The sequence below is a fragment of the Streptomyces sp. NPDC088707 genome (assembly GCF_044752725.1).
In the GTDB taxonomy this organism is placed as follows: Bacteria; Actinomycetota; Actinomycetes; order Streptomycetales; family Streptomycetaceae; genus Streptomyces.
In genome coordinates, this window is record NZ_JBIVLV010000002.1 from 438,129 (window position 1) to 454,564 (window position 16,436).

General features: G+C 72.5%; 16 protein-coding genes. 5 read left to right on the top strand and 11 right to left on the bottom strand.

All coding sequences use genetic code 11. The features are described from left to right. Positions 1-2: 2 nt before the first annotated feature. A complete protein-coding gene (locus ACIP84_RS09340; RefSeq protein ID WP_401796509.1) occupies positions 3-986 on the bottom strand; it encodes a SigB/SigF/SigG family RNA polymerase sigma factor in 984 nt (327 codons plus the stop codon). Between the two features lie 212 nt (positions 987-1,198). Here ACIP84_RS09340 and ACIP84_RS09345 point away from each other — a divergent pair, with 212 nt between their 5' ends. Next, the gene (locus ACIP84_RS09345; protein WP_355964487.1) at positions 1,199-1,660 is read left to right on the top strand and encodes an ATP-binding protein; all 462 of its coding nucleotides are present in this window, start codon (positions 1,199-1,201) and stop codon (positions 1,658-1,660) included. Positions 1,661-1,804: 144 nt separating this feature from the next. On the opposite strand, the gene ACIP84_RS09350 is transcribed toward ACIP84_RS09345, so the two are convergent. Genes ACIP84_RS09350 through ACIP84_RS09360 form a run of 3 tightly spaced genes read right to left on the bottom strand, consistent with a single transcriptional unit; the run spans position 1,805 to position 4,580 of the window. After that, a complete protein-coding gene (locus ACIP84_RS09350) occupies positions 1,805-2,311 on the bottom strand; it encodes a hypothetical protein (RefSeq protein WP_401796512.1) in 507 nt (168 codons plus the stop codon). Beyond that, positions 2,308-3,861: an ATP-binding protein gene (locus ACIP84_RS09355; protein WP_401796515.1), complete on the bottom strand. Its 1,554-nt coding sequence runs from the start codon at positions 3,859-3,861 to the stop codon at positions 2,308-2,310. Before ACIP84_RS09355 ends, ACIP84_RS09350 begins: the two co-directional genes overlap by 4 nt. A 23-nt stretch (positions 3,862-3,884) precedes the next feature. After that, on the bottom strand, positions 3,885-4,580 hold the full coding sequence (locus tag ACIP84_RS09360) for a response regulator (RefSeq protein WP_401796518.1): 696 nt from the start codon (positions 4,578-4,580) through the stop codon (positions 3,885-3,887). A gap of 134 nt (positions 4,581-4,714) precedes the next feature. Between ACIP84_RS09360 and ACIP84_RS09365 the strand changes: the two genes are divergently transcribed. From ACIP84_RS09365 to ACIP84_RS09380, 4 genes are read left to right on the top strand one after another with little or no spacing between them, the layout of a single operon-like run. Further along, the gene (locus ACIP84_RS09365; RefSeq protein ID WP_401796521.1) at positions 4,715-5,368 is read left to right on the top strand and encodes a hypothetical protein; all 654 of its coding nucleotides are present in this window, start codon (positions 4,715-4,717) and stop codon (positions 5,366-5,368) included. After that, positions 5,365-6,465 (top strand): peptidoglycan-binding protein, encoded by a 1,101-nt coding sequence (locus ACIP84_RS09370; protein ID WP_401796524.1) that lies wholly within the window; start codon positions 5,365-5,367, stop codon positions 6,463-6,465. Before ACIP84_RS09365 ends, ACIP84_RS09370 begins: the two co-directional genes overlap by 4 nt. After that, a complete protein-coding gene (locus ACIP84_RS09375) occupies positions 6,462-7,193 on the top strand; it encodes an ABC transporter ATP-binding protein (RefSeq protein ID WP_401796527.1) in 732 nt (243 codons plus the stop codon). Before ACIP84_RS09370 ends, ACIP84_RS09375 begins: the two co-directional genes overlap by 4 nt. After that, positions 7,190-8,383, top strand: a complete 1,194-nt coding sequence (locus ACIP84_RS09380) for an ABC transporter permease (protein WP_401796530.1) — start codon at positions 7,190-7,192, stop codon at positions 8,381-8,383. Before ACIP84_RS09375 ends, ACIP84_RS09380 begins: the two co-directional genes overlap by 4 nt. Here ACIP84_RS09380 and ACIP84_RS09385 read toward each other — a convergent pair. The 7 genes from ACIP84_RS09385 to ACIP84_RS09415 all read right to left on the bottom strand — a co-directional run bounded on the left by ACIP84_RS09385 (position 8,370) and on the right by ACIP84_RS09415 (position 16,349). Then, positions 8,370-8,750, bottom strand: a complete 381-nt coding sequence (locus tag ACIP84_RS09385) for a MazG-like family protein (RefSeq protein ID WP_401796533.1) — start codon at positions 8,748-8,750, stop codon at positions 8,370-8,372. The genes ACIP84_RS09380 and ACIP84_RS09385 overlap by 14 nt on opposite strands. A gap of 102 nt (positions 8,751-8,852) precedes the next feature. Further along, positions 8,853-10,307: a DEAD/DEAH box helicase gene (locus tag ACIP84_RS09390; protein WP_355964478.1), complete on the bottom strand. Its 1,455-nt coding sequence runs from the start codon at positions 10,305-10,307 to the stop codon at positions 8,853-8,855. 231 nt (positions 10,308-10,538) lie between these two features. Beyond that, positions 10,539-10,742 carry a cold-shock protein gene (locus ACIP84_RS09395; protein ID WP_030218719.1) on the bottom strand — a complete coding sequence of 68 codons (204 nt, stop codon included), beginning with the start codon at positions 10,740-10,742 and terminating at the stop codon, positions 10,539-10,541. Between the two features lie 212 nt (positions 10,743-10,954). After that, positions 10,955-11,725, bottom strand: coding sequence for a DUF817 domain-containing protein (locus tag ACIP84_RS09400; RefSeq protein WP_401796538.1), 771 nt, complete (start codon positions 11,723-11,725; stop codon positions 10,955-10,957). 128 nt (positions 11,726-11,853) lie between these two features. After that, on the bottom strand, positions 11,854-13,299 hold the full coding sequence (locus ACIP84_RS09405) for a glyceraldehyde-3-phosphate dehydrogenase (protein WP_055600755.1): 1,446 nt from the start codon (positions 13,297-13,299) through the stop codon (positions 11,854-11,856). A gap of 107 nt (positions 13,300-13,406) precedes the next feature. Next, positions 13,407-14,438 carry a serine hydrolase domain-containing protein gene (locus ACIP84_RS09410; protein WP_401796541.1) on the bottom strand — a complete coding sequence of 344 codons (1,032 nt, stop codon included), beginning with the start codon at positions 14,436-14,438 and terminating at the stop codon, positions 13,407-13,409. A gap of 120 nt (positions 14,439-14,558) precedes the next feature. After that, positions 14,559-16,349, bottom strand: a complete 1,791-nt coding sequence (locus ACIP84_RS09415) for a VanW family protein (protein WP_401796544.1) — start codon at positions 16,347-16,349, stop codon at positions 14,559-14,561. Positions 16,350-16,436: the final 87 nt, after the last annotated feature.

Consider the following 16,436-nt stretch of genomic DNA (forward strand, 5'->3'; position numbering starts at 1 on the left):
TGCTACCGGGCTGATCGGTCCGGTGCGTTCACGGCCGTCGTGGTCGGGGACGCGTTCGGGCGGGTCGCCTCCGGCGGCTCCTCCGCCGTCAGGGCCGTACGCAGTTCGCCGAGGATGCGGCTGAGGAGACGCGACACGTGCATCTGCGAGAGGCCGAGGCGCTCGCCGATCTCCGCCTGGGTCAGTTCGTCGCCGAACCGCAGGGCCAGGATCGTCCGGTCGCGCGCGCAGAGGCCGGCGACGAGCGGCTTGAGTGCCTCCAGGTTCTCGATCTTCTCGAAGGAGTCGTCGTCGCTGCCGAGGCGGCGCGCGAGTACGCCGGGACCACCGTCCTCGTCGTCGACGGGGACGTCGAGCGAGCGACTGGTGAATCCGTTCGCGGCAAGCCGGCCCTCGCGCAGCTCGGCCGCCGTGATGTGGAGGTGGGCGCCGAGCTCGGCGTCCGTCGGCGGGCGGCCCAGTTCCTGTTCGAGCGCGTCGTTCGCCTTGGCGAGGTTCAGGCGCAGCTCCTGCAGACGGCGCGGTACGTGCACACTCCAGCTGGTGTCCCGCAGATGCCGCCGTATCTCACCGAGCACGGTCGGCAGCGCGAAGGACATGAACTCGTTGCCCCGCTCCGGGTCGAACCGGTTGATCGCCTTGATCAGACCGACGGTGCCGACCTGGACGATGTCCTCCCAGGACTCGTGGGAGCGGCGGAAACGGGTCGCGGCGTACTTGACCAGGCTCAGGTTCAGCTCGACGAGGGTGTTGCGCACGTACGAGTAGTCCGACGTGCCCTCCTCCAGCGAGCGCAGCCGCTCGAACAGGGCCGTCGAGAGCGAGCGGGCGTCCGTGGTGCTCACCGTGAGGGGATCCGCGATCTCCGGAAGCTCGGCCGGGAGCTCGGGAACGTGAGGGACCGGCCGGCGGTCGCTCGGAGCGGGCCGGCGGCTACTGGGGGCGGGCCCGCCGTGGCCCCGGACGGTGGTGCGGTTGTTCGACATCAACGCTCCTCGTGAGAGCCCCCTCTTGCCTCATACCCCCTTCTGCCCCACACGAGCAGTGTGCCGTGGGTGACGCAGGGGGAGAAGGCAAGGGAATACAGGGGTGCGCGGTGATATCGGGGGCATGCGGGCATGCGAGGTGAATGTGAAGGGGAGGTCGGGGCAGAGGCCTGCTGAAAGCCCGAAACGGGGCCCTGAGGGGTGGAAGACCAGTGACCACACGGCATTGCACGGGACATCCCGGGCCGGGCGGCAACCGGCCCTTCGTCCCGCATGTCGCGGCCGAGGCGCGCGCCAGGGTGGCGGAGGCGCTGCGGGCGGCCGCCACGGGGACGGGTGGCCCGCCGTCCGCCGCCGCCGTCGGAGACGCGCTGCTCGTGACATCCGAACTGGTGACCAACGCGCTGCGTCACGGGGGCGGGCTCACCGGGTTCAGTGTGGAAGTCGACCCGGGCGCGGTGACGATCACCGTCGCCGACACGAGCGTCGAGCTGCCGCATGTCATGGACGGCCGTGGGGTGGAACGCGCCGGCGGCCTCGGGGCCGCACGCGCCACCGGTCCGGCGGAGGGCGGCTTCGGGTGGCCCCTGGTCAGGCTGCTCGCCCAGGAGATCAGGCTGACCCTGCTGCCGGAGGGCGGCAAGACCATCGAGGTACGGCTGCCGCTTCACTGAGGCGAGCCCCGGCCCCGCCCCGGCGCCGTTGCCGCGTCCCGGGCGACCGCGCCCGGCCCGGCGCCGTGCCCCGTCCCGGGGCGGTCGACACGGGCCCTCTGCCCGGGACCGGCGACGTCGTCCCGCCCGGCCCTGTTCCTGGCGCTATCCGCCGAGGAACTCGGCGCATCGGTAGGGGCCCAGCTCCGGGCTCCCCGGCGGACGCAGCGTGACCTCCACGTCATCCGTCCTGACCTTCGGGTCGAGTACGGACTGGGCCCGGGCCAGCGTGCACACCAGCTGTCCCGTTCCCTGGTCCCGGCCCGTCCCCGCGTACGGGCTCTCCAGACGCAGAGTGACCTGGGTGCCCCGGCCCGTGACCGTGTAGCCGCCGAGCTCCACGAGGTTGGTGAGGCCGTCTCGCTGCTCGGCGGGCGGAGGGCCGCTCGCGAGCAGCTTCACCACCGAGGCGAGGTCATCGATCTCCCTGTCGAGTACCGGTACGCCCCGCAGCCCGCCGTCCGACGCGTAGTACAGCCGGATCCCGCGCGTGAGCCCGGTCGCCGGCTCGCCCGCCCCTATCACCCCGGTCGGCTGCACCCCGCAGCCCACCAGGGCGAACCCGAGGGCGGAGACCGGTACGGCGACCAGTACGCGTGCCCGTGCCCTCACTCCGCGTCCTCTCCCGTCCGCCGCAGCGGCAACCACAGGGTGAACACCGAGCCGCCCTCCGGTCCTTCGGCGACGGCGATCGTGCCGCCGTGCAGGCGTGCGTTCTCCAGGGCGATCGCCGTCCCGAGGCCGCTGCCCCGTCCGCCGGTGTCGGCCGCGCTGCGCGTGCGGGCCGCGTCCGCCTTGTAGAACCGGTCGAAGACCCGCTCCCTGGCCTCCGGCGGCAGCCCCGGGCCGTGGTCGGCGACCTCCACCGTCACCCACTCCCCGCCCGCGTCGGCGCTCGCGCCCGTCCCCGTACCCGGCGTGCCCGTCGACGTACTCCCCGTCCTCGTTCCGAGGGTCACGGTCACCGGCGGCGCTCCGTGCCGCAGCGCGTTGCCCACCAGGTTCGCCACGATCACGTCGACGCGCCGCCGGTCGACCACCGCCCGTACACCCTCGTCGAGACGGACCTCCACCCGACCGGTCCAGCCGCGCAGCGCCAGGGAGGCTCGTACCGTGTCGGCGAGATCGGTCTCGGCCGCGTGGAGCCGGATCGCGTGCGCGTCGAAACGGGAGATCTCCATCAGGTCCTCCACGAGCCGCGCGAGCCGCGCCGTCTCCGCGCCCACCGTGCGGGCCGCCCGCGCCGCGTCCGGCGGCAGCTGGTCGGCGTCCTCCTCCAGGACGGTCGCCACCATCGTCATCGCCGCCAGCGGCGTACGCAGCTCGTGCGACACGTCCGCGACGAAGCGCCGCGCCTTCGCCTCCTGCTCGCGCAGTCGCGCGTCCGAGACCTGCAGGGCGTCCGCCGTCTCGTTGAACGTCCGTGCCAGGTCGGCGAGCTCGTCGTGCCCCCTGACCGCGACCCGGCTCCCCAGGTCGCCCTCCGCGAGCTCACGCGTGGCCCGCCCCAGTTTCCGTACGGGACGCAGGACCGTTCCGGCGGCGAGCAGCGCCAGGACGGCGGCCAGCACCACCACGGGCAGGAGGCCCGCCCGTACGGAGTCCAGCAGCGCCGTGGTGTCGTCGCGTTCGGCGCGGAGATCCGTGATCGCGAAGACCTCCAGGCCGGAGAAGCTGCGGTCCCCGTCCGCGTACGTCACGGGCATGCCGACCACCAGGTACGGCTCGTCCCGCCACGTCACCCGCTGGAACCGGGTCCCGTCCCCGGCCCGTACGGCGCTCCGCAGCTCGACGGTGATCCGGCCCTCCGTGTCGGCGAGCGGATCGGACACGGCGACGAGGTCCTGGTGGCGGGCGACGACGATCCGGGCGCCGAGGCCGTCCGAGACCTTCGCCGCGAACCGGGCGAGCGACCGCTGGTCGGGCGGCAGGTCGAAGTCGGCCACCACCGCGGTGACGCGCGTCCGTACGTCGTTCACCGCGGCGTCCTGGGTCCGCCGGAGGACGGCGGTCCGCGCGTCCCGGTAGGCGAGTGCGGTCGCGGTCACCGCGCTGATGAGCGCGACGACGACGAAGGCCACGACGAGCCGGGTCCGCAGCCCTCCGACGAGCCGCCGCGAGCGGCCCCTCGGGGAGCCCCCGGCGGGCGGGGGACCGCCCACGCGACCCGTACCTCCGGTCCCGCTCACAGCGGCCCGAAGCGGTAGCCGAAGCCCCGCACCGTCTGGACGTACCGGGGCTTCGCCGGTACGTCCTCCAGCTTCGCCCGCAGCCGGCCGACCGCCGCGTCCACCAGCCGGGAGTCGCCGAGGAAGGTGTGGTCCCAGACCGAGGCGAGGAGCTGCTCGCGGCTGAAGACCCGGCCGGGCGAGGCGGACAGTTCGAGGAGCAGCCGCAGCTCGGTGGGCGGCAGCGGGATCAGGACGCCGCGCTTGGCGACGGTGAGACCGGCGCGGTCGATCACCAGGCCCGCGGGGTCGGCCTCGGCGGCCCGCGACGGCGCCGACGGCTCCGCGCGGCGCAGTGCCGCCCGGATGCGGGCCTCCAGGACGGGTGCGGTGACCGGCTTGACCACGTAGTCGTCGGCGCCGGCCTCGAGACCCGTCACGATGTCGTGGTCGTCCCCGCGCGCGGTCAGCATGATGACCGGCAGCGTGGTCGTACGGGCGCGGACGCGGCGGCACACCTCGAACCCGTCCATCCCCGGCAGCATCAGGTCGAGGACGGCCAGCTCGATCCTCGCGCCGGCCGGCGCGTCGAGCAGCACGAGCGCCTCCTCGCCGGTGGCCGCGGTGTCGACGTCGTAGCCGTGCCGGCGCAGCACGAGCTCCATCCCGTCCCGTACGGACGCGTCGTCCTCGATGAGCAGTACATGCGGCATGCCGTCGATTATGGGTGCCGCGCGGACCCGGCCGGAGCCCCGGCCGGGGCTCGACGCGCAGGTCGAGGGCATTGTTACGTTCTCATCATGTCGCCATGGAATCGCCGTCACGTGACGTGACGAGGGTGGTGGCCATGACCCCGAAGACAACCTCCCGCATCCCGGTTCGACTGCGGCTGACCGCCCTCGCCGTGCTCCCCGTCCTCGCCCTCTCCGCGGCGTGCGGCAGCGCCGACGACAGCGCCGGCGGTGCCGGGAAGACCGACGAGATCGCCTCGGTGCCCGAGACCGCCACCGCCTCGCCGTCCCCGCGGAACGACACCGCCCCGAGCACCCGGCCCGCCGGGAAGAGCGCCTTCTACGACGCCCAGACGGACTACGTCCGGTGCATGCGCGTCAAGGGCGGCTACAAGGACTTCCCCGACCCCAAGCTCAGCGGACACCTCGACTGGGGGAAGGTCGAGGAGATCTCCTCCCGGCCCGGCCAGATGGAGGCCGCCAAGGGCGGCAGGAACGGCGTGTGCGTCGACGAACTCCAGAAGGTCATGCTGGCCGAGCCCAAGCGGGACCAGCAGAAGGACTACGAGTCGATGCTCGCGCACGCCACGTGCATGCGGGACAACGGCGTCTCCCGGTTCGCCAACCCGACGATGAGCGGCGGCAACGCCCAGCCGGGCGGCGACCCCGACCCGGCGTCCCCGACCATCGACCACGATTCCCCGGCGTACAAGCAGGCCCGCGAGGCGTGCAGGGCGAAGCTGCTCGACGGTCTGGACGGCATGCAGTGAGGCGCCGTACCGCCCTGCGCGCGCTCGGCGCGGTGACGGTCGTCGCCGCGGTCACCGGGGGAGTCGTCCTCCTCGGCGACTTCGGGCTCCTCGACGACGGCGCCGACGGCGCCGGAGCCGCCGGGAAGGGCGGCGATCTGCCGCCCGCCACCGCGACCGTGGTACGGACCGACCTCGTCCGGTCCAAGACCGTCGACGGCCGGCTCGACTTCGCCCAGCGCCGCCCCGTCAGGTCCGCCGTCGACGGCACCGTCACGGTCGCCGCCACCGAAGGCAGGACGCTGACCAGGGGGCATGCGCTGTACGAGCTGAACGACAAGCCCGTCACCCTCCTCTACGGACCCGTCCCGATGTTCCGCGAGATGAAGGCGGGCGACCGGGGCAGCGACGTGCTCCAACTGGAGCGCAACCTGCGCGACCTGGGGTACGGGGCCGGGGTCTACGTCGACACGCGCTACGACAAGGGCACCGAGACGGCGGTCAAGCAGTGGCAGAAGTCCCTGAACCGCGAGCCCACCGGAAAGGTCGGCAGAGGAGACGTGGTCTTCCAGCCCGGCCAGGTCAAGGTGGTCTCCGTCGACGCCGCGCTCGCCGACCAAGTCGCTCCCGGCCAGGCCGTCCTGACCCTCGCCTCCACCCGACCGGTCGTCCGGGCCCACCTGGACCAGACCGACGGCGCGCTCACCGCGGCGGGCACCAGGGTCGAGGTCACGCTGCCCAGCGGGAAGACCGTGGCCGGGCGGGTCGCCGGGACCGTACGCCCCGAGGAGACCGGATCCGGGGACGGTGCCGTGTCGCAGGAGGGCATCGTCGTCGAGGTCGTCCTCGACGGCGGGGCGCGCACGGCGTCCGGCGAGGACGCCAGCGCGTCGGCCAGCGTGAAGTTCGTCAGCGAGGCGCGCGAGGGGGTCCTCGCGGTTCCCGTCGAGGCGGTCCTCGCCCTGCGCGGCGAGAACGGCGGTTACGGCCTCCAGATCGTCCAGGGCACCACCACGAGGACGATACGGGTGGAGACGGGCATGACGGCCGACGGGCGGATCGAGGTCAGCGGCCCCGACGTGAAGGAAGGCCTGAAGGTCGGAATGGCGGCCTCATGACCCCGGACCGCACCACGTCCGCCGCACCCGCCCCCGTCGTGGAACTGCGGGACGCCACCAAGTCGTACCCCGGAGGCGTCCACGCCCTGCGCGGCGTGAACCTCACGGTCGGCGAGGGCGAACTCCTCGCCGTCGTCGGCCCCTCCGGGTCCGGCAAGTCCACGATGCTCCACGTCATGGGCACCCTCGACAAGCCCACCAGCGGCACCGTCAGGATCGCCGGCCACGACGTGTCCGCGCTCTCCGACAACCGCCTCTCCGCACTCCGCGCCCGCCACATCGGCTTCGTGTTCCAGCACTTCCATCTCGCGGCGGGACGCGACGCCGTCGACAACGTCGCCGACGGGCTGCTGTACGCGGGCGTGCCGCCGCGGGAACGCCGGGCGCGGGCGCGGACAGCGCTGGACCGGGTACGCCTCGGCCACCGTCACTCCCACACGCCGGACGAGTTGTCCGGCGGCGAGAAGCAGCGCGTGGCCATCGCCCGCGCGCTGGTCGGGGAGCCCCGGCTGCTGCTCGCGGACGAGCCCACCGGCGCCCTCGACACCGCCTCGGGGGAGGTCGTCATGGAACTGCTCCACGAACTGAACGCCGCCGGCACCACGATCTGCGTCATCACCCACGACAACGAGATCGCGGACTCGCTGCCGCGTCGGGTCCGCTTCAAGGACGGTGAGATCGTCTCGGACGACCGCGGTGTGCTCCGCGGGGAAGGAGCCGCGCGGTGAAAGGCACCCTCAAACCCTCGCGCCTCTCCGCCGGCGACGTCCTCCGGGTCGGCGCGGTCGGTCTCCGCGCGCGCCGCGCGCGCGTGGTGCTGTCCGCGCTCGGCATCGCCATCGGCATCGCGACCATGGTCGCGGTCGTCGGACTCTCCGAGTCCAGCCGCGCGGACCTGATGGCCCGGCTCGACCGGCTCGGCACCAACCTCCTGACCGCCGAGGCGGGCAAGGACGCGCTGGGCAAGGAGGTCGAACTCCCCAGGAACGCGGTCGCCATGGTCGAGCGCATCGGCCCCGTCCAGCACGCCACCGGAACGGGCGACGTGGACGCCCGGATACGCCGCAGCGATCTGGTCCCCGAGGAGCGCACCGCCGGCGTCACCACGCAGGCGGTCCGCACCGACCTCCTGGCCGCACTCGGCGGCGAGGTCGACAAGGGAGCCTGGCTGGACCGCGCCGGCGAGCGGCTCCCCGTCACGGTCCTCGGAGCGGTGGCCGCCGACCGGCTCGGCATCACCCGCACCGGCGAGACGATCATGATGAACGACACCCGCGTGGTCGTCGTCGGCATCCTGAAACCGCTCGAACTGGTCCCGAACCTCGACCGGGTGGCGATGGTCGGATTCCCCGCCGCCGAACGCCACTTCGGCTTCGACGGTCACCCGACGACGATCTTCGAGCGCTCCACCGACGCCTCGGTGGAGGACGTACGGGAGATCCTGGCCCGCACGATCAGCCCCGGCGGCGAGGCGGGCGTCAAGGTCTCCCGGCCCTCCGACGCGCTCGCCGCCAAGGCCGCCACCGACAAGGGCCTGACGGCCCTGATGCTGGGCCTGGGCGCGGTGGCGCTCCTGGTCGGCGGTGTCGGCGTCGCCAACACCATGGTCATCTCGGTCCTGGAGCGCCGTCGGGAGATCGGCCTGCGCCGCTCCCTCGGCGCGACCCGCAACGCGATCCGGCTCCAGTTCCTCACCGAGTCACTGCTGCTGTCCGCGCTCGGCGGGGCGACGGGCGCGCTGCTCGGTGCGGCGGCCACGTACGGCTTCGCGCGGGTCCAGGGCTGGACGGCGGTGGTCCCGCCCTGGTCCCTCGCCGGCGGCCTCGCCGCCACCCTCCTGATCGGGGTGACCGCCGGCCTCTACCCGGCGATCCGCGCCTCCCGCCTCCACCCGACGGTGGCGCTCAACGCGACGTGACCGCCGGGTCGTCGCGCGGGTGCGGGGGCGGGTCCGTCCGCGGCAGGAACGCGGCCGACTTACGGGCGAGTACGGAGGCGAAGAACTCGGGTGCGTCGTCGGGGCGCATCCGGGTGAGGGCGACCATGCCGGTGATCACGGCGTCGACCACCTCCTCCTGCACCTGCTCCCAGTCGTGGCTGCGGCCCTTGCGCGGATTCGCCGCCCGGACCCCGAGGACGGCCTGCGTGGCCTCGCCCACCTCCTCCGAGAGCTTGAGCACCTGCAGCGTCCACTGCTCCTCCGCCGCGAGCCCCCGCTCGGCGTCGAACTCCGCGAACCGCGCGGCGAGCGAACGGATCGTGTCCCACGGGTCGTTGTCCCTCACGGGTCTCCTCCGGACTGCGGGCGACGGCGTGCCGGCCGCTGTCGCGACCGCCGGGGCGGCCACAACCGGCCGCCCCTGCCAGCATGCCCCCCAGTGAGCCGCCTACTTGCCGCGGCGGATGCGGGCTGCCTGCCTCGCCTCGGCCGTCTTGCGGGCCTCGGCGGCCTTGCGGGACTCGTTCTTGGCGCGGCCCGGGCGGCCCGGGACGGTGCCCATGCCGCGGAAGGCCGCCCCGCCGCGCTTGGCGCCCTCCTGGCTGGGCGCGGCGCCGGCGACGGGTACGCCCGAGGGGGTACGGGCGCCGGTGATGCGGCTCAGCTCCGCCTCGCCCGACCGGACCTTGGTGACCTGGGGGCGGATGCCGGCGTCCGCCATGAGCCGGGCCACGTCACGCTGCTGCTCGGGGGTGACCAGGGTGACGACGACCCCGGACTCACCGGCGCGGGCGGTGCGCCCGCCGCGGTGCAGGTAGTCCTTGTGGTCGGCGGGCGGGTCGACGTTGACGACGAGGTCGAGCTCGTCGACGTGGATGCCGCGCGCCGCCACGTTGGTGGCGACGAGCACCGGGACCTCGCCGCTGCGGAAGCGGTCCAGGGTGCGGGTCCGCAGGGGCTGGGACTTGTCGCCGTGCAGGGCGGCGGCGCGCACACCGCTGCCGAGGAGATGCCTGGTGAACCGGTCGACGGAGGCCTTCGTCGCCAGGAACATGATGACGCGGCCCTCGCGGGCGGCGATCTCCGTGGCGGTGGCGAACTTGTCGGCGCCGTGCACCTGGAGCACATGGTGTTCCATCGTGGAGACGGTCGCCGCCGACGGGTCGACGGAGTGGACGACCGGGTCCGTGAGGTACCGCTCGACCAGGAGGTCGACGTTGCGGTCGAGCGTGGCGGAGAACAGCATCCGCTGACCCCCGGCGGGCACCAGGTCGAGGAGCTCGGTGACCTGCGGCATGAAGCCCAGGTCGGCCATCTGGTCGGCTTCGTCGAGGACGGTCGCGCCCACCCGGTCCAGTCGGCAGTCCTTGCGCTCGACGAGGTCCATGAGCCGGCCCGGCGTGGCGATCAGGACCTCGGCCCCGTCGCGCAGCGCCGTGGCCTGCCGGCCGATGGACATGCCGCCGACGACGGTGGCCAGCCGCAGTCCAAGGGCCCGGGCGAACGGGTCGAGGGCGTCCGTGACCTGCTGGGCCAGTTCGCGCGTGGGCACGAGGACCAGCGCGAGGGGCTTACGGGCGTCGGCGCGCCGCCCGGCGATACGGGCCAGCAGGGGCAGGCCGAAGGCGAGGGTCTTGCCGGAGCCGGTGCGCGCGCGCCCGAGGACGTCGCGGCCCGCGAGGGCGTCGGGCAGGGTCGCGGACTGGATCGGGAACGGCGTGTCGACCCCGAGCCCGGTGAGGACCTCGTGGACCTCGGCCGGCAGATCCAGCTCGGCGAAGGTGGCGGCGGGCGGCAGGGCCGGGGTGCCGGCGGGCAGCGCCGCCCATTCGTCCGTGCCGGAGGTGCCGCGTCCCGCCCGGTCCGTGCGGGGTGCGCTCTTCGCGCCGTTCGTGTTGTTCATGGGTCCTCCTCGAAACGGTGCGCTTCGAGGAATTCGCGTGGGGCCGCGGGCCCGATGAATTACTGGAACGTACCGAATGCCACGGGCGTACGGATCCGGCCACGCCGAGGGGATGAAATCGGCGACCGGTCGGTGAAAAGCCCGGGAATATATGAAAAAGCCTGGAAAATGCGACGAGCCGGGGCCCTCACCACACGGGTGAGGACACCGGCTGCGTCGGACGTGTCAACGTCAGGCGGGGAGGATGTTCTCCGCCTGGGGGCCCTTCTGGCCCTGCGTGACGTCGAAGGTCACCTTCTGGCCTTCCTGGAGCTCACGGAAGCCAGAGGTGGCGATGTTGGAGTAGTGGGCGAAGACGTCCGGGCCGCCACCCTCCTGCTCGATGAAGCCGAAGCCCTTTTCAGCGTTGAACCACTTCACGGTGCCGTTAGCCATGTCAATTCTCCTTCGGGGCGTAGCCCTGGGGGCCGCACTGTGCGGACCCCGGCGTCGCCGTGATGATTGCCCCGTCCGGAAAACTGCACCGAAAACACAGAAAGTGCCTGACGATGTCGAATCGTCAAAGGCACTTGTAAGTTTCTTTGGGAACCACGACTGCAACTGCTGTCGACTGTACCACGTCCCCTGGACCGGTGCACGAAATTGCTTCAATTCTCGTGTCGTGCCGAGCGGGAGGGCATTGCCAGGACGAACGTGACCGTCATCAGCAGCGCCCAGGCGCCGAACTTGGCCAGGGACACCGGCTGCCAGCCGTCCAACTGGTGCGGATAGCTCCAGGCGCCGACGTACGTGGCCGCGTTCTCCGCGACCCAGAGGAAGAAGCCGATCAGGACGAAGGACAGGGCCAGGGGCATCCGGTGGTCCCGGTCGCCGACCCGGAACCGCACCCAGGTTCCCGCCGTCGCCGCGAGAAGCAGCGCCGCCAGGGCCCAGCGGGCGTCGGGCAGCCAGTGGTGGCTGAAGAAGTTCACGTACACGGCGGCGGCGAGCGCGGCCGTCGCGCGGGGCCGGTAGCCCGTCAGCCGGAGGTCGAACAGGCGCCGGGCCCTGCAGACGTAACTGCCGAGCGCCGCGTACAGGAAGCCGCCGTACAGCGGCACCCCGCCGACCTTCGTCAGCGCGTCCTCCGGATAACTCCACGAGCCCATCCGCACCTTGACCAACTCGAAGAGCAGGCCCGTGGCGTGGCAGGCGGCGATCACCGCGATGTCCCGCCCCGTGTCCCACCCGACCTTCCAGGCCACCACGGTGAGGCCGATCCCGTACAGGAGCAGCAGGTCGTAGCGGGCGATCGGCAGCTCGGGCAGCAGGGACGAGACGGCGATCCCCCCGACGAGCGCGACGGCGAAGGCGCAGCACCGCGCCTCCAGTACCGCGAACCGCAGGAGCTGGCGTATCCCGTGCGTGAACGTGTCCATGCGGGGAGGGACGCCGGGCGGCGGCGGCCGGTTCGCGCGGCGGGGGAGGGAGCGGGACGGCAGACGGCGGCGCGCCGCACCTCCCGGAGGAAGTGCGGCGCGCCGCCGTGCCGGTGGTCGGGTGGAGATCAGACCGCCGGGGCCGGGAAGGTCGGGTACTCGACGCCGGAGACGTGCTGGACGACCCGGATGACCTGGCACGAGTAGCCGAACTCGTTGTCGTACCACAGGTAGAGGATCGCGTTGTCGCCGTCGACCTTGGTCGCGCCGGCGTCGACGATCGACGCGTGGCGCGAGCCCACGAAGTCCATCGAGACCGCGTCGGGGGCGGTGGTGAAGTCGATCTGACGCTTCAGCGGCGAGTGCAGCGAGACGTCGCGGAGGTACTCGAGGACCTCGTCGCGGGTGGTCTCGCGGCCCAGGCGCAGGCTCAGGATGGCGATCGAGACGTCCGGGACGGGGACGCGGATCGAGCTGCCCGTGATCGGGGCCTTGAGCTCCGGCAGCGCCTTGGCGACGGCCGAGGCGGCACCGGTCTCGGTGATCACCATGTTGAGCGGCGCGGAGCGGCCGCGGCGGTCCGCCTTGTGGTAGTTGTCCAGGAGGTTCTGGTCGTTCGTGAACGAGTGGACCGTCTCCACGTGGCCGCGCAGCACGCCGTACTCGTCGTCCATCGCCTTCAGCGGCGGCACGATCGCGTTGGTGGTGCAGGAGGCGCAGGAGAGGATCTGCTCGTCCGGCTTGATCGTGTCGTGGTTGACGCCGTGCACGATGTTCGGCACGTCACCCTTGCCGGGCGCGGTCAGGACGACCTTGTCGATGCCGGGGCGCAGGTGCTTCGACAGGCCCTCGCGGTCGCGCCACTTGCCGGTGTTGTCGATCAGGATGGCGTTCTCGATGCCGTACGCCGTGTAGTCGACCTCGGAGGGGTCGTTGGCGTAGATCACCTTGATGGTGTTGCCGTTGGCGACGATCGTGCTGTTCGCCTCGTCGACCGTGATCGTGCCCTGGAACTGACCGTGGATGGAGTCGCGGCGCAGCAGCGAGGCGCGCTTCACGAGATCCTGCTCGCCACCGCCGCGGACGACGATCGCGCGCAGGCGCAGGCCGTTGCCCGAGCCGGCCTTCTCGATGAGGAGGCGGGCGACGAGGCGCCCGATGCGGCCGAAGCCGTAGAGGACGACATCGCGTCCGTCGCGACGCTCGATCTTGTTCTCACCGGTGGCACCGGCGACGGCCTCCGCGGTGAACTCCTCCACCGTGAGACCGCGGTTGTCGGTCTTGTAGTCGGCGGCCAGCATGCCGATGTCGATCTGGGACGGGCCGAGATCGAGGGTGGTGAGCGTCTGGAGGAATGGAAGCGTCTCGGTGACCGACAGCTCCTCGCCCGCTATCTGGCGGGCGAACCGGTGGGTCTTGAGGATGCTGACCACCGACTTGTTCACCAGGGAGCGGCTGTGGACCAGGACGGTGATGTCCTGCTCCCGGTGCAGCTTCCCGATGATCGGGATCATCGACTCCGCGATCTCCTCGCGGTTCTTCCAGCTGGTGAACGAGTCGTCATTGACAGTCACAAGTTTATCTTTCGAGCTAGGCGGCGCTCATATGGTAACCCCCGGTCCGACGGCTCCCTCAGAGGGGTGTCCAAGCTCACGACCTGCCCTTCGACGCCCGGGGTGGGTCACGGGAAGGCGAGGGTCCGGAACACCTCCCTGACGCGGGCCAGAGGGCCGGGGTCCCTGGTCAGGTGGAGGCGGTTGGTGAGGAGGACCGCCCAGCGGTCCCGGGCCGGCGAGACCCACATGCCGGTGCCGGTGAAGCCGAAGTGGGACCAGACGCCGTCCGAGGGTCCCGTGCCAGGCGCCGGGTGCCAGAACAGGCCGCGGGGAGGTTCGAGGCCGCCGGTGTGGACACGGAGCGAGCGGGCCGTCCACTCGGCGGAGAAGGTGCCGGGCACCGGGGCGAGGAGGTGGCGCAGGAACCGTCCGACGTCGCCGGTGGTCGTGAAGACCCCCGCGATCCCGCAGGCGCCGCCGAGCAGCCGGGCCGAGAAGTCGTGGACGGTGCCCTTGAGGTGGCGCCCGGTCTCCTCGTCGTACTCGGTGGGCGCGCACCGCTCCCTGAGCGCGGCGGGCAGCGGGCCGTACCGGGTCTCCGTCATCCCCAGCGGGGTCCAGACCCGCTCCTCGGCGAGCCGGGGGAGCGGGCGGCGGGTGAGGTGCTCGGCGAGGTAGCCGAGGATCAGGGCCGCCCGGTCGGTGTACGCGACGGCCTCCCCGGGCCGGTGCCGGAGGCGTTCGGCGAGGACCCCGTCCCGCACGTCCTGCGGATCGGAGCCGTAGAGGTGCCGGAGGTTGGCGCGGAGCGGCATGCCGGCCGTGTGGGTGAGGAGGTGATGTGCCGTCACATCGGCCAGCGGCCGCCCCGCCGCCTCGGGCCAGTAGCTGCCCAGCGGGGCCGCCGGATCGAGCTTCCCGGCGTCGACGAGGGTGCCGATCACGGCCCACACGGCGAGGATCTTGGTGAGGCTCGCGACGTCGAACAGCGTGTCGTGGCGCATCGGTTCGTCCGGCCGCGCCGGGTCGAGCAGACCGACGGCCCCCGCGGAGAGGGGCGTACGGGCGTCGCCCACGGCCCACACCATGCCGGGGCAGACGCCCGCGCGCACGGCGTCGGAGAGGAGCCGCTCGAAGGGGTCGCTGCACTGCGCCAAGGCGGGCCTCCGGACGGTTGAGGGCGGCCCTGGCCTGGTGGGCCGTGCTCCGGAGTCATGCCCCGGCCGTACGGGAAGACACCCTTCCGGGCGTCCGTCTCCCCGCCGGCCACGCGCCGGTCACCTGGCGGCCGTCTCCTGGTCGGGCGTGTCGGCGCCGGGCTTGTCGACCGGCTTGCAGGTGACCTCGTCGCGCGGTGTGTAGTGGGTCTTGAACGTCTCCCGCTTGACCTCGACGCCGTCGTTCTTGAAGACCCGGTCCACCGCTATGTCGAAGCCCTCCAGCGGCGGCTGCGGCACACAGGCCTTGCCGGTGCCCTCGGCCTTCTTCGGCTGCGTGATGTTGGTGCGCTCCCCGGCGACCGCCTCCACGGAGTCGTACTTCTTCGTGCCGAGGAAGCTCACGGTGACGGACGAGTCCGTCGCGCCGGCCTTGATGTAGATCGGCTTCCCGGTGTCGTTGCGGAACTTCAGGTCGAGCTGGCCCCAGGCGACCGTCGCCTCGCGGCCGGCCGGGTAGCGCTCGATGTAGAAGGAGTGGGCGCCGTACTCGACGGGCTTCACCCCGGCGAAGAACATGGCGTTGAACATGGTGGTGGCCATCGCCGACACACCGCCGCCGGGCGCGGAGCGGTACTGGCCGTCCAGGATCATCGTGCCGTCGACGAATCCGTTGTCCGGTGTGCGCTCGCCGACCGTCCTGTTGAAGCTCCAGACCTCGCCGGGCTGCACGAGCGAGCCGTTGATGAGCTCGGCTGCCCGGCCGATGTTGGTCGTCCGGTAGGGGGCGCTCGGGAAGTTCACCGTGAACGTCGACATCTGCTCGGTGATCCCGAGACGCGCCAGGGAGCCGGAGGTGAGCTCGGGCTGCGTGACCGTGGTGGCCACGGCGGCGGTACGCGCGGCGTCGCCCGACCGCGTCAGCAGCGGGCGCACGGCGTCGCCGAGGGCCTTCGCCGTCACCTCGTGCCCCGGCCTGCCCTCCGACTCCACGACGACCTTGCCGTCCCGCACGCCGAGGGCCGCCTCGACGGGCGCCCCGGTCAGGGAGGAGACCGGGTCCGCCACGTCCGGGTCCCGCAGTAGTGCCTCGGCGTCGAGGTCGGCGGTCAGCCGGCCGTTCTCGTTCTTCACGGTGAGGTGGTCGCCGAGCGTCGCGGCGGAGATCCGCAGCCGGTCCGCGCCCGCCGTGAGCGTCACAGGACCCGAGACGGCGGGCTTCGCGTACGTGTCGAGGAAGCGGTTCACCTCGGCCGCGGGCAGCTTCGGCTCGGTCACGGCGACGGGGAGCGTGACGGGCGAGGCGCCGGTGGCGGCGGGGTAGGCGGCGCGCAGGGTCTCGACGGCCTTGCCCGCGTCCAGCCTCTGGCCGGTGACGGGACGGGTCGCGACGGCCTTGCCCTCGCGGAAGGCCACGGCCCCCTCGCGCACCGCGCGGTCGTTCTTCCTGGCCAGCTCTGCCACGGCGGCGTTCGCCTTGCCCGCGTCGTACGCCAGGACCGGCTCGATCTCGCGGTCGCCGGACGAGAAGAGCCGGCCGATGACGGTGAACGGGTCGCGGGAGGGGTCGGCCGCCAGCTCGGCGGTCTTCGCCAGGTCCACGGTGAGTCCGGCGGACGCCGGCGTCACGGTCGAGTCGCTGTCGCCGACCCGCACGGGTATCGGCGCGCTCCACGCGGCCGGTGCCTGGGCCGCCAGCTTCGCCTCGGCGTCGGCGCGGCTCATACCGCCGATGTCGACGCCCCCGACGCGGGTGCCGGCGGATATGTCGTCGCCGGTGGCGACGAGCCCCGCCACGTACAGGCCGCCCGCGGCGACGGCGACCACGCCTGTCGCGATCGCCGCTGTCCTGAGACGCGGACGGCGCCCCTCGCGGGGCGTCGGGGCATGGTGGGTCGTGGAGCGGGGCACGCGCTCTCCCGTGGCGTCGAGGATCAGGGGAACACTCGACGGTACGCCGAAAGAGTGGCTTATGCACATAAGGGGGGTTTGACCTGC